Raw genomic sequence first — 13,034 nt, 5'->3', positions numbered from 1 at the left:
TGAAAAATATAATCTAATTGAATAATTAAATCAGTCAATTAGATTTATAATTTTCTATTTGCGCTTTCAAAAACTTTTAATGCTTCAATTGAACCCTCATATCTCCAATGCCAGGGTTCGTAATTTATATATTTATTACCTTTATTGAACGATAACTTAAAGTGAAACTTGGCTGCATTTTTTATGAGCCATTTAAAGGCATCAGTATTTTCAAAGTCGTTTTCAAAGTCTGTCTCTCTTTGAGTAGCATCACCAATATCGATTGCGAAACCTGTACTATGTTCAGAATATCCTGGAGGGGCTGAAACTCTAGCTCTTTCAGCTGCTTCTTGATTTCTAATAGATTTTAAAGAATAAAAGATATTGTTTTGCAAATTTATTGATCTATAACCACTCAAGAAGACCAAATATATCCCATCCTTTTTGGCTTCATCTCTCATCTTTAGTAGAGAATCGCGCATATCAATATGAACTTCAATATTAGGCTCAATTAAAACTAGTTTCTCTTTAGGAGTTTCCTTATAAGGAAGATGGCCTAAAATTCTGGCATCATGATTTCTTTCAACCTGAAATTTGAGATTATTAAGTGGTATTGATTCTATATTTCTAATTAATCGCAATGCAATGAAAGAAAACATAAGAAAAAGAAATGGAGAAAATATTAATAATTTTTTTAATAATCTTGAATTTGGATTATTTAGGTAAGTTCTTTTGGCAAGCGGTATATCAAATTGATCGATATCTTTGTTTAGTTCCAATATTTATATGTGAATTTGGAAAAGATATTTCGATATTAACTATTATTTTAAGAAATGCACTTTTATCAGCAAAAAAGATGTAGTTTTTATATACAGTATTATTTTTTTTCATATGTTGAGGGTAGCTGTTATTGGTGGAGGTCCAAGTGGTTCATGTGCGGCAGAAATACTTGCTAAAGCTGGAATAAAAACTTGGCTCTTCGAGAGAAAATTAGATAATGCAAAACCATGTGGAGGAGCAATTCCACTATGCATGGTCGAAGAATTTGATTTGCCTGAGTCAATTATTGATAGAAAAGTAAGGCATATGAGAATGATATCTCCATCAAATAGAGAGGTAGATATAAGTTTAGATAGAGTTTATGGAAAAAGTGATAATGAGTTTATTGGAATGTGTAGAAGAGAAGTTATGGATGCCTTTATGCGCAATAGAGCATCAGATCTTGGCGCTACATTAATAAATGGATTAGTTACTTCTATTGATACTGGCGATAATAATCAAGGGCCATATAAGCTTTCCTACTCAGATTTTACGAATGGAGATAAAAAAGGGGAACTCAAAGAGCTTACTGTTGACCTTTTAATCGGAGCTGATGGAGCCAATAGCAGAGTTGCAAAAGCAATGAATGCAGGAGATTACAAAGTTGCCATAGCATTTCAGGAAAGAATTAAATTGCCTAAAGAAGAAATGAGTTACTACGAAGATCTTGCTGAAATGTACGTAGGAACTGATGTTTCTCCTGATTTTTATGGGTGGGTATTTCCTAAATATGATCATGTTGCTGTGGGCACTGGGACCATGCAAAAGAATCAGTCATTAATTAAAGGACTTCAAGAAGGTGTAAGAAATAGGGCAAAGAAAAGACTTGTTAATGGTGAAGTAATAAAAGTAGAAGCTCACCCTATTCCTGAGCATCCAAGGCCAAGAAGAGTAGTTGGAAGAATGGCATTGGTTGGGGATGCAGCTGGTTATGTAACAAAAAGTTCTGGAGAGGGTATTTATTTTGCTGCAAAAAGCGGAAGAATGTGTGCCGAAGAAATTGTTGAAGCATCAAAAAACGGTCAAATAATTCCATCAGAAAAAGAGTTAAAAAACTATCTTAAAAAATGGGATAAAAAATATGGCACAACTTATAAAGTGCTAGAAATCCTTCAAAATATTTTCTACAGAAATGATTCTGCTAGAGAAGCCTTTGTTGAGATGTGTGATGACATGGATGTACAGAGACTTACTTTTGATAGTTACCTATATAAAAGAGTTGTCTCTATGAAACCATTACAGCAACTTAAAATTACAATGCTTACACTTGGATCGATTTTAAGAGGGAAAGCCCTAGCACCTCTAAAATATAAACCTGTTGATAGTGCTGTTAGGGAAAATAAAGAAGTCGAAAAAATGCTAGAAAATTATTCAATAAAGGGAGGAATAAAAGTTAAGAGTTCAAAAGTGTAAAATCGGCTATTTTTAGAGAATAATTTCTAATTAAGCTCAACAAATTGAGCCTATTATTTCTTATTTTTAAATCCTCTGACATAATTAGGACTCCTTTTTTATTATCAAATAAATCCTCGATAGTGTTTACATTAATCTCAAACAAATTTAGAAGTTCCAAATAATTGCAATAACCTTCTGAAAAAAGTTTTTCTAATTCTCTTATAAATTCAAAAACTTTCAATTCACAATCTTTTTCAAAAAGATTTGTGTTTACACAATCACTTGTTGAGAGAATGTCTCTTGAAAGATCACTATTATTTGCTAATTTGCTTACCCTGCTAATTACCTTCTGGATTTCAAAAAAATTATCCTTTTCGATAAAATTAATAATAGATTTAACCCTATTTTTAAGGTCAACAATATTCAATACTTTTTCTTGAGATAATTCATCAGAAGAGCAAACGGCCTTTATTAATTCTTTACTTAGTTTTATTTCTTCTAGATGACTGACAATTCTTTGAACTAAAAATTCATTTAAATCATTTAATACTGTTTCTTTTAAGAAGTTTAAATCCGGAAATTCGATTTTCCAAAAATCAATAAGTTCTTTGAATAATTTATCTAAAGGTAAATCGAGTTCATAATCCCAAATTATTTTAATCACCCCATTCAAATTTCTTCTTAAGGCGTAAGGATCAGATGATCCACTGGGACGTTTACCAGAAATAAATATACTTATTAAAGTTTCGACCTTATCTGCTATGGAAACTATTGCACCATATTTTGTGGTGGGCAAAGCATCTTTATAAAAAGAAGGTAAATAATGTTCTGCGACAGCCATGCAAACATCCTCACTATATCCCTCATTTTTAAGATATTTACCACCCATTATTCCTTGCAGTTCAGGAAACTCGAAAACAATTTCGCTACATAAGTCATTTTTACAGAATTTAGCAGCTTCAATTATTTTTTTTTCTTCTAGAGACTTATCATTTAAAAATTTAAGAATTTTTTTAGTAACTTCCTCTAACCTTTCTACCCTCTGAAATATATTTCCGAGTCCCTTCAAATAGGAAACAAATTTAAGCTTTTCATTTCTTTCGATTGAAGAAACTTTTTTGTCACTTTCTACGAAAAACTTTGCATCTGAAAACCGTGCCCTTAATACTTTCTCATTACCTTTGGCAATATTATTATTTGATTCTTCAAGACCATTTGAAATAACGCAGAAATTTATACTGATATTTTTTTCAGAGCTTAAATCTAGTTTAGAAAAACTTTTGTTTTTCAATAAAAGAGGAACGTATCTCTGATGACTTTTCATAACTGTTGAAAGAACTTCAACAGGAAGATCAAGAAATTCATCACTAAATTTGCCAATAATTAAGTCTGGCCATTCAACTAAATCAGTTAGTTCATTTAGTAATCCTTCTGAAAGGTCAGGTTTGAGATTCAAAGATTTAGATGCCTGATTTATTAAACTTTCAATTTTTTCTTTTCTTTCTTTTCGAATAGCCATTACTCTATTTCGTTTCAATAATTCAAAAAAACCATCAGGATTCTGTACTTCTAAAAATTCATTTATTAGCCTATGACTTTTTGTTTTATTACTTATTTTGATCTTTGGATCACATTCGTCAAATTCAAAATCAAGAATTTCATCATTATATATCGAGGCAATCCACCTAATAGGTCTTGAAAATTTTATGTTCCCAGCCCCCCATTTCATAAATCGAGGACCTTGTAGACTCTTTACTAATTTTGGGATAATCGAAGACAAAGAAATTTTTGTTGATAGTCCTTTCTCAATTTTCTTTCCAAATACAAAATCACCCTTTTCTGTATTTTTTATTTCTAGCTCAGCTACATCTATATCTAAGCTATTAGCAAATCCTAAAGCAGCATTAGTAGGACATCCATTTAAATAAGCTGAATTTGCTTTAGGCCCTTTTCTCTCTATTATCTTATCTTCTGCATAATCAACTAAACCTTCGAGAAGTAGAACTATCCGCCTTGGTGTGGAGGTAACAACTAATTTTTCGAATTTGATTAACTTTTTATCCAATTCAAATTCAATTAGAGATTTAAATTGTTCTAGAACAGAATGAGAAAATTTTGCGGGCATCTCTTCTGTCCCTATCTCAAGTAAATATTTAGACAAGAAAAAAATATGACTACACTTACTATAATTTACTACCAGTTAAATAAGCTTTTCGCTAATGTATAAAAAGAGATATTTTTTGGTCCTTTGATCAAGGTTGAGAAAGTAAAAAAGAAAAAAGATCCCACCAAGGAAGAAACTGTTTGCTTGGCAAATGGACTAGAAGTTTCTAAATTTGAAAATTTTAAAAAAACAAGCCAATTTCTTAAAGAACCACTCGCTACGGAACTAGTCAATGAGAGCGATCATTTTACCAATGATGCAGTTCAGTTATTAAAATTTCATGGTAGTTATCAACAAGATAACAGGGAAAATAGAAGGCCTGGCAAAGGTAAAGATTGGCAAATGATGCTTAGGTTAAGAAATCCGGGAGGTGAAGTCCCTGGAAAATTATTTTTAGCATTAGGTGAATTATCAGACAAACTAGGTAATGGAACACTTAGGGCCACTACAAGACAAGCCTTTCAAATGCATGGAATTAGAAAGGAGAACCTAAAGGAAGTAATTCAAACAATAGTAAATTCAATGGGCTCCACATTAGCTGCATGTGGAGACATAAATAGAAACGTTATGGCCCCTGCGGCTCCAATTGATTCGCCAGACTATAATGTTGCTAGAGCCTTGGCAAAAAAAGTTGCAGATCTTCTTACCCCAATGGCTGGCCAAGGTACTTTTTTAGAGCTTTGGGCTGATGGAGATTTAGAGTACACCATAAAGCCTGACAAAGATATTGAAGCAATTAGGAAGCTTCAATTCAAAGATAATGTTTTTAGTGGGATAAAAGATGAGCCTCTCTATGGTTCAACTTATTTACCGAGAAAATTCAAATGTGCTGTTACAGTTCCTGGGGACAATTCAGTTGATCTTCTTACCAATGACATAGGAATAGTAGCCTTTACCTCTAAAGATGGATACTTGGAGGGATGCAACTTCTATATTGGAGGTGGGATGGGTCGCACACATAATAATGAAGAGACCTTTGCCAGAATTGCAGATCCACTTGGATATGTTGAAGAACCTGATGTTTATGAATTGATACAGGGCATTGTTGCTATTCAAAGAGATTATGGTGATAGAAAATCAAGAAAAAATTCGAGGATGAAATATCTTCTTCATAGAAAAGGTATTAAATGGTTCAAAAAGATACTTTCTGATAAATATTTCAAAAAAGAAATTAAAAAAATCAGAAAAGAACCTGATAAGGTTCTTATTGATTACCTAGGTTGGCATAAACAAAATAAAACCTCCTATTTCGTAGGTTTACCATTATTATCAGGGAGATTATCTGGAGAGAAGAAGAATACCATCACAAGTATTGTTAAAAAATATAATTTAGATTTAAGACTCACACCTAATCAAGATATCTTACTTTGTAATATCCCCAATAAAAACAAAGGTGAAATTCAAAAATCTCTATCAAAAATTGGATACGAGAATTTAGAAAACATTAATGAAATACAAAGACACGCTTTAGCTTGTCCTGCTTTACCACTTTGTGGTCTTGCAATGACTGAAGCTGAAAGAATATTACCTGATGTATTAAATAGGATTGAAAATTTGCTACTAGATCTAAAAATACAAAAGACAATATTATTCAGAATGACAGGATGTCCGAATGGATGTACCAGGCCCTATATGGCCGAATTAGCACTTGTTGGAAGTGGACAAAACAAATACCAATTATGGTTGGGGGGAAGTAAAAATCTACAAAGGCTTGCTAAACCATTTTTACAAAGAATGGAACTTAGCGATTTAGAAAAAACTCTTCATCCATTATTTGATAATTGGAAGAGTAATTTGGATTTGGATTTCGGAGATTTTATAAATACTCAAGATGATAATTATATATTTAATTTACTAAATAAAAATCAATAGAATTTAAATTTTTCCATAAAGGGCATTAGGTTTTTTATTTTTCCAAGCCCATAATTGATCACCATAACTAAAATGCCACCATTCATTAGGATGTTGAGCAAATCCGAATTTAGTCATAATTTCCCTTAATAAATTTCTTCTACTATTCCAAATAATTGCCTCTTCATTCTTTTTGTTTGCATAAAAAAGAGGATTTGAGGTCTCATCCATTTGATCAACCATGCTTCCCATATCAACAAGATTTCCGTCTTTATCTGATAAACAAACATCCAATGCACCCCCAGTTGAATGAGGGGGAGGACACGTAGTGTCATAAGAAGGATATGCCCAAAATTTTTCAACTTTTTTTACAATGGATGGATAAGATTTTATATTTTCAAAAGTAATATCAATATCGAATTTTTCACACTCTAATAAACATGCTCTTTTAAACATAAATTCCTGGACTTCTAAAGGTCGCCAACTGTCGTAAATTAAAAGGTTAAAACTACTCTTTGATATCAAATAATGATTTACTTTTACTAATCTATTTACGACCTCCTCTCTTAATTTCCAAATAGAAGTTTTATCTTTGTAAGGTGCTCCTAAATGAGAGTAAGGGTGGGGATCTAAAAACTTTAGGCAGCTAGGTATAGCTATTAATTTTTCACCATTATCTTTAATTGGTATTTTATTCCAAATTTTCAATTAAAATTTGCAATTGATTTATAGTGCCATATATATCAAAAATTACAATGATAGTTTTCAATTTAAGAAATCATGAATGAATTTATTATCAGAATTATCAATAAGGATATTCTTTAAAACAATATTTTCTTTTAAATCAGGGTCATCACTAACAATCTTAATAGCCTCTTCACGAGCCTTATCAATAAGAAATTTATTGTCAGGTAAATTGTCCAGTACAAAATCAGGCAATCCCGATTGTTTATATCCTAAAATTTGACCTGGTCCTCTAAGCTCCAAGTCTTTTTCAGCAATATAAAAACCATCATTAGATTTTTGCAAAACACAAAGTCGTTTATTTTCTAATCCATTTTTATCGGGGGTTACCAGATAACAAAAAGATTTTGTTGATCCTCTACCAACTCTCCCCCTTAATTGATGTAGTTGGGACAATCCAAATCTGTCCGAATTATAAATAATCATAATTGTGGCATTAGGTACATCAATGCCAACCTCAATTACTGTGGTTGAAACCAATATATTAATTTCATTCTTTAAAAAAGAATTAATTACTTCATTCTTTTCTTGTGAACTTAATTTGCCATGCAATAATCCAACTTTTTTGTTAAAAAAGACCTCTTCTGATAAATGTTTGAATGTTTTCTTTGCGGAGCTTAAATTCATTTTTTCTGAATCTTCTATAAGTGGCAAAATCACATAAGCTTGCTTTCCCTTATTGATCTCATCTTCAACAATCTTGAACAATTTAGTTAAATCATCTTCTGAAATTATTTTTGTCGTTATGGGAACTCTACCAGGAGGGAGTTCTGTAATTTGACTCACATCTAAATCACCATATATAGAAAGCGCAAGAGTTCTTGGAATTGGTGTTGCTGTCATTGATAACAAGTTAGTATTTTCCCCTTTATTTAGTAATCTATTTCTTTGAGTAACTCCAAATCTATGTTGTTCATCAATTACGACCATCCCTAATGAATTAAAGATGACTTTATCCTCAAATAATGCATGAGTACCTACGAGGATATCAACTAATCCATTGTTCAAATTAGAGAAAATTTCTTTTCTCTTTTTTTGAGGAGTATTCCCAGTAAGTAGTTCAACAGAAACTAAAAGGGGATTCAAATATTTTAATAAATTTTTATAATGCTGTTCTGCCAATACCTCAGTTGGGACCATAAATGCACCTTGCAGGTTTTTTTCAATGACAAGTAAAAGAGACGCTATTGCAATTATGGTTTTACCACTTCCCACATCTCCCTGCAGCAATCTAGACATTGGTACTGGATTAGATAAATCTTTCTTGATTTCATTTAAAACATTTTCTTGAGATTTTGTTAATTCAAAAGGGAAAGTATTTAAAAATTCTTTTAATAAAGATTTCTTTTGAGGTAATTGTTGAGAAGTTACATTTTTATTCGTCTTTCTTTTTCTTAGTAGAAACTTTATTTGAAGTAGGAATAACTCATCAAAAACTAAACGTTTTTTTGACTCAATAAGTGCCTCTTGAGTTTTTGGAAAATGAATATTAATCAACGACTCTCCTTTTGATAATAAAGATAATGAATCAAGTTGCTTTTTATTTAAAATTTCTGGATATTGCTTTGCATAAATTAGTACCTTTTTCATAAGTTTTATAAAACTCATATTTGATAATGCTTCACCTAATGAATACAAGGGTAATATTTTGCCTGAGAAATTAAAATTATCATTGTTATCCTTAAGAATTTCAATCTGCGGATCTACAAAAGTTTTGCCATACTCTGTCAATTTAACCTTACCGGAAATTGCTAATTTGGTTCCAGGAGTATATAAAGATTTTTGAGATGTGAAGAAGGAGTAGGATCTAAATCTTCTTCCTAAAAAAAATTTTGTAACCTTTATTGAAGACGTTTCATCAAAAACTACAATATTCATTACTGATAAATTACTATTTTTTTTACTCTTATGAATATAAAATCTTTTAACGTTTACGATGCACGTGTATAAATTATCTGGTTTTAAATTTATTATCTTGACTCTATTCGTATAGTCTAGATATGTTCGTGGGTAATAATTAATTAGATCTTTTATATGAAATATCCCTAATTCATTAAGCTTATTTTTATATACTTTTCCTACATTTTTTATTAATGAAATATCTGAATCAAAGGACAAACTTGAATCAGCTTTATTCAGAAAAACATTATTAGAAATATTATTAGAACTTTCTATTTCTAGAGTTTTACCTAGTTTGTAAAGATTTTTTCTCGTATCTATTATTAATCTTTTCCTTTGATTTTCATCTAATTTATTATATTCATTATATTTTTTAGAAAATTCATAAAATATCCTTAAATATTCGTCTGAGAGATTTAGATTTTCTAGTTTTTTTAATGATTCATGCAAATAATCATTAAAGTATTTTTCTCTTCCTAAAGTATTAATAAATTTGTTTTCAGTTTCAATAGTAAGAGATTTTTGAAGAGGTCTTATCCAATCTTTAATTAATTTATTGTTATTCCCGCTAATAGTCACATTTGAAAAAAGAGTTATTTTTTCAACGTATCTTATTCAAAGTTATTTCTTTTTGCCTCCAATATGTCTCTTTTTTAATCAAACGCTGAAATTGATTTTTTAGCTCATTTATTTTGTTCCTTTGAATAGAAAGATTTAAATTTTTAAACTCTAACTCAACAGTAGATATATTTAAGAAAATAATGCTTGGAAAATTATTGTCGATTAATAATGACCGATTTAAGTTTAATTCGAAATTAATAACAAAAGGATATGGATGTTTTATCATAAAATTTTTGCCTACTAAATAATCAAAGGAATCTTTAGATATCATTTTTTTTATTAGATTTGCCTTGAATAATTCTTGGTTAATCTTATATGAAAGATTCAATAATAATTTTTCTAATGACTTGTCTATTAAATCAAAATTATTAAGAATCTGATTTTTTGGTAAATTATCCATTTGATTGATATTTTCTTTTTCTTGATATCTTATTTTTTCCATCTTTTCTTCTCCTATTAATTCAAGTAAGGAGGAAATAAACTGTTTTTCAACTCCTAAATTTTCAAAAATATTGTTTTTAGATAAATAATTATTATGATGATTATTATCTAAATCAAGTGATAGGAATCTCTCATTATTATAAACTTGATAATATTCAGAGGTATTTGAAAAGTCTTTACTAATCTCGAACTGAGTGAGTTCTTTTAATTGAAAACCATCTTCATATTGAAATTTTTCTTTTTGATCATCCTTTGTCTTTGTGGAACTATCAAAAATAGTGTAATTAATTTCCTTATTTTTATTTTTTTCAATTTCATTTATCTTTAATTGTTCAACTGTTAAAAAAGGCAAATTCGTAAATATTAATTTACTTATTTTTTTTTCAAGAAGACTACAGAATTCATTGTCATTTAAGAAATTATCATTAATTGTTAGATAACTATATATTTGATTAAGGCCTTTTTCTACAGAGATGAAAAGTAGATCTCTTACAAGATTGAGATAAAGTTCATATTCCCTATAGATATTTCTAGTTAATATTTTTTTTTGTATATCTGCTCTTTCTAATTGAGAATTAATCTTATCTATGTAATTATTGAAATTATTCAAATGACTAGTTTGTTTGCATTGATGCAACCTCTTCAGCAAAGTCCATCTGATTTTTTTCGATACCTTCACCCAATGTATATCTTGTAAAGCGTCTTACTTTGATATTTTCCCCAATTTTTGCAGCTGCTTGTTTAACAAGATCCTCAACTGTTAGAGAACTATCTTTAATGTAGGGTTGTGAAAGCAAAACAAGCTCATTAAGTCTTTTTGCTATTCTCCCTTCAACTATTTTTTCTTTAATTTGTTCTGGTTTTCCAGATAAATCATCCCTACCCATTTCAATCTGCTTTTCTTTTTCCACAACATCTTCAGGTATTTCATCAATTGAAACATACTCAACATTTGGGCATGCTGCTACTTGCATTGAGACATCCTTCAAGAGAGATTGGAATATATCACCTCTAGCAACGAAATCAGTTTCACAATTTAACTCTAGTAAAACTCCTACTCTTGATCCTGTATGTATATAACTACCAATTGACCCTTCTGCCGCTACTCTTCCCGATTTCTTTTCAGCACTAGCTATGCCTTTCTTTCTTAACCATTCCAAAGCTTTATCTACATTCCCGTCAGTTTCGTTAAGTGCTTTTTTGCAGTCCATCATTCCTGCGCCAGTTTTGTCTCTAAGATCTTTTACAAGTTTTGCTGTAATGTTTCCCATTTGAAGTAATAAAAAATAGTGAATAGTAAGTTTTAAATTGGAATTTAATTTTTTCTTTCGGCATTAGAGCCTTTTCTACCCTCATTTATGGCATCTGCAAGTCTTCCTAAAATAAGTTGAACAGATCGAACTGCATCGTCGTTACAAGGAATTGGAACTTCACACAAATCCGGATCGCAATTTGTATCCAACATCGATACTAATGAGATATCTAATTTTCTAGCTTCTAATACTGCATTAGATTCTCTTCTCTGATCAACTAATACAACTACATCTGGTAATCTTCTCATACTCTTAAGTCCACCTAAGTATTTTTGTAATCTTTCAAGTTCTCTTCTTAATACTGCTGCTTCTTTTTTAGGCCTCATTGCTATTGAACCACTACTTTCCATTCTTTCTAGATCCTTTAATCTTTCAATCCTAGCTTTCATTGTTGTCCAATTAGTCAACATCCCTCCAAGCCATCTTTGATTTACATATGCAGCTCCACAGCGGGTAGCTTCTTGAGCTACAACGTCTGAGGCTTGTTTTTTTGTACCTACAAATAGGAAACGTTTACCGCTTTTTGCTGCGTTTCTAGTCCATTTATACGCATTGTTCATACACAATGCTGTTTTTACAAGGTCAATAATATGTACTCCGTTTCTCGCGCAATATATATACTTAGACATCTTGGGGTTCCAACGTCTAGTTTGATGCCCAAAATGAGCACCAGCTTCCATCATCTCTGATAGTGATACAACAGCCATAATTTAAAAAGGGTTTCGGGTTAGCCTCCATCTGACGGGGAATTAATATTAATAATTCACCCGAAACTGTCAGATGTGTGAAATTTACTCCAAATATTCTAGCAAGTGATGTGTATTTCTAAAAGTTTTTTATCTTGATTTGGTTAACTCCTTAATGTATATCATATTTAGAGGGATCCTAAGTATCTCAAGTGCAAGTCTATTTCTTCTTATATTTACTAGGAATCTTAATAAAGGAAGGATTCTATCAACACTGATTAGTCCTCCCAAGCAAAGAATATGCCAAAGTAAATTATGGAGAGGAGTTAATTGAATCATAAATCTAACCCTTAAATTTGGGTGTTTTCTATAAAACACTAAAGCCATTTTTGCTCTCTCTTTTTCTTGAGTTATTAATGAATCTATTTGTTCGCAATTAAATGGCGGATGCCAATGAAAACCTACTGCATTTGGGCATTTAATTAATTTTGTCCCAATTTTTTTTAATCTTTCTCCAAGTTCTAAATCCTCCCAACCGTAAAGACTAAAAGAAGTATCAAATAATCCCACACTTAAAATCAATTCTTTTGATATCGCTACATTCCCAGTAGCAAAGTATGCAAAAGAAGTGTCCATTATTTTATGTTTTTCACTCTGAGGATTTAGAAAATTAGATGTATTGACTACCGAGCCATAGGTAAAACATTTTTTATCATTTTTTCTCCAAGAGGCAAGTAATTTTTCTACGTGGCAATTTATAAAATTGTCTAAAACAATAAGATCACTATCAATGAATATAATAATTTCATATTTTGATTTAATCACTCCCAGATTTCTTCCAAGTGCAGGCCCACCATGTTCTTGCTGAAATAGAATAACGTGTGGGAGATTAGCTTTGTTTTTACTTATCCATGCGGTTGTCCCATCAGTTGACCCATCATCAACTACTATTACTTCATAATTACTGATATTTGTATTTAATTTTTGATTCTCAAGCGCAAATAGACATTTCTCTAGTATAGGTAATCTATTGTAAGTCGGTATAACAATACTTACATTCATGATTATGTTTTAAATATGCATGATATATTAAACTCCAAAAGTTAAAAATAAAAGATATTC

At 30.7% G+C, this 13,034-nt stretch carries 10 protein-coding genes; 2 read left to right on the top strand and 8 right to left on the bottom strand.

Translation table 11 applies throughout. From position 1 onward, the window contains the following. Positions 1-44 precede the first annotated feature (44 nt). Positions 45-758 carry a M15 family metallopeptidase gene (locus AMO19_RS07375; protein WP_075507919.1) on the bottom strand — a complete coding sequence of 238 codons (714 nt, stop codon included), beginning with the start codon at positions 756-758 and terminating at the stop codon, positions 45-47. Positions 759-870: 112 nt separating this feature from the next. On the opposite strand from AMO19_RS07375, the gene chlP reads away from it, so the two are divergent. Beyond that, entirely contained in the window at positions 871-2,211 is a 1,341-nt protein-coding gene (gene chlP, locus AMO19_RS07370; protein ID WP_075507918.1) for a geranylgeranyl reductase, read from the top strand. On the opposite strand, the gene glyS is transcribed toward chlP, so the two are convergent. Further along, the gene (gene glyS, locus AMO19_RS07365) at positions 2,192-4,354 is read right to left on the bottom strand and encodes a glycine--tRNA ligase subunit beta (RefSeq protein ID WP_075507917.1); all 2,163 of its coding nucleotides are present in this window, start codon (positions 4,352-4,354) and stop codon (positions 2,192-2,194) included. The genes chlP and glyS overlap by 20 nt on opposite strands. A gap of 87 nt (positions 4,355-4,441) precedes the next feature. Between glyS and AMO19_RS07360 the strand changes: the two genes are divergently transcribed. Further along, on the top strand, positions 4,442-6,229 hold the full coding sequence (locus AMO19_RS07360) for an NADPH-dependent assimilatory sulfite reductase hemoprotein subunit (RefSeq protein WP_075507916.1): 1,788 nt from the start codon (positions 4,442-4,444) through the stop codon (positions 6,227-6,229). A 3-nt stretch (positions 6,230-6,232) separates the two neighbouring features. On the opposite strand, the gene AMO19_RS07355 is transcribed toward AMO19_RS07360, so the two are convergent. The 6 genes from AMO19_RS07355 to AMO19_RS07330 form a co-directional block, all read right to left on the bottom strand. After that, a complete protein-coding gene (locus tag AMO19_RS07355) occupies positions 6,233-6,916 on the bottom strand; it encodes a M15 family metallopeptidase (RefSeq protein ID WP_075507915.1) in 684 nt (227 codons plus the stop codon). A gap of 57 nt (positions 6,917-6,973) precedes the next feature. Beyond that, on the bottom strand, positions 6,974-9,430 hold the full coding sequence (recG, locus tag AMO19_RS07350; RefSeq protein WP_075507914.1) for an ATP-dependent DNA helicase RecG: 2,457 nt from the start codon (positions 9,428-9,430) through the stop codon (positions 6,974-6,976). Positions 9,431-9,452: 22 nt separating this feature from the next. Continuing rightward, positions 9,453-10,523, bottom strand: a complete 1,071-nt coding sequence (locus tag AMO19_RS07345; RefSeq protein WP_257008985.1) for an adenylate cyclase — start codon at positions 10,521-10,523, stop codon at positions 9,453-9,455. A gap of 4 nt (positions 10,524-10,527) precedes the next feature. Then, entirely contained in the window at positions 10,528-11,184 is a 657-nt protein-coding gene (gene tsf / locus AMO19_RS07340; protein WP_075507912.1) for a translation elongation factor Ts, read from the bottom strand. Positions 11,185-11,228: 44 nt separating this feature from the next. Further along, complete coding sequence (rpsB, locus tag AMO19_RS07335) at positions 11,229-11,933, bottom strand: 30S ribosomal protein S2 (RefSeq protein WP_075507911.1); 705 nt, start codon at positions 11,931-11,933, stop codon at positions 11,229-11,231. Positions 11,934-12,062: 129 nt separating this feature from the next. Further along, complete coding sequence (locus AMO19_RS07330; RefSeq protein WP_075507910.1) at positions 12,063-12,974, bottom strand: glycosyltransferase family 2 protein; 912 nt, start codon at positions 12,972-12,974, stop codon at positions 12,063-12,065. Positions 12,975-13,034 lie beyond the last annotated feature (60 nt).

Source organism: Prochlorococcus marinus, from assembly GCF_001180245.1.
GTDB lineage: Bacteria > Cyanobacteriota > Cyanobacteriia > PCC-6307 > Cyanobiaceae > Prochlorococcus_A > Prochlorococcus_A marinus_F.
This window is presented reverse-complemented; position numbering and strand designations above follow the sequence as displayed.